Consider the following 526-nt stretch of genomic DNA (forward strand, 5'->3'; position numbering starts at 1 on the left):
GTGCATGCCATGACGGGGGGACTGATCAACCTCGGCCCTTCCGCCGCGCAGCTGCGTGAGCAGGAACGCATGGCGCGCATCCAGCGGCCCTTGCGCGGCGCACACGTCACGACGTACCTGTGCCTCAAAGGCGGCATCACGAAGACGACAACGTGCATCGGAACCGCGCTGACAGCCGCGCAGTACCGCCCCGAAGCGGTCGTCGCGGGTGACTTCAACCCCGACGCCGGTGACCTCGCCGAACGCGTGACCGGCCGCGAAGGACTGGCCGGGGTGAACCAGCTTGCCCAGCACGTCGATTCAGTCACGAGCATCGGCGACCTGTCCCGCTACCTCTACTCCGAAGGCCGACTCACCGTGTTGCCGGGTGAGCCGGACCCGAAGCTGGGCGAGTCACTCACCTCGGCACAGTTCAACGCTGTGATCGAGATCCTGTCGAGCTACTACTCCTCGATCCACGTCGACGCCGGAACGGGCATCACGCACCCGATCATGCCGGGCATCCTGGCTCGCACCGACACCCTCG

Annotated in this window: 1 protein-coding gene; it reads left to right on the top strand. The window is 66.5% G+C overall.

Features of this window, described 5'->3' with window-relative positions; genetic code table 11:
• Positions 1-526 (top strand): MinD/ParA family ATP-binding protein (locus tag GO615_RS29870; protein ID WP_211167414.1); only part of this gene is annotated, 526 nt, incomplete at both ends.

The sequence above is a fragment of the Aromatoleum evansii genome, assembly GCF_012910805.1.
Classification (GTDB): domain Bacteria; phylum Pseudomonadota; class Gammaproteobacteria; order Burkholderiales; family Rhodocyclaceae; genus Aromatoleum; species Aromatoleum evansii.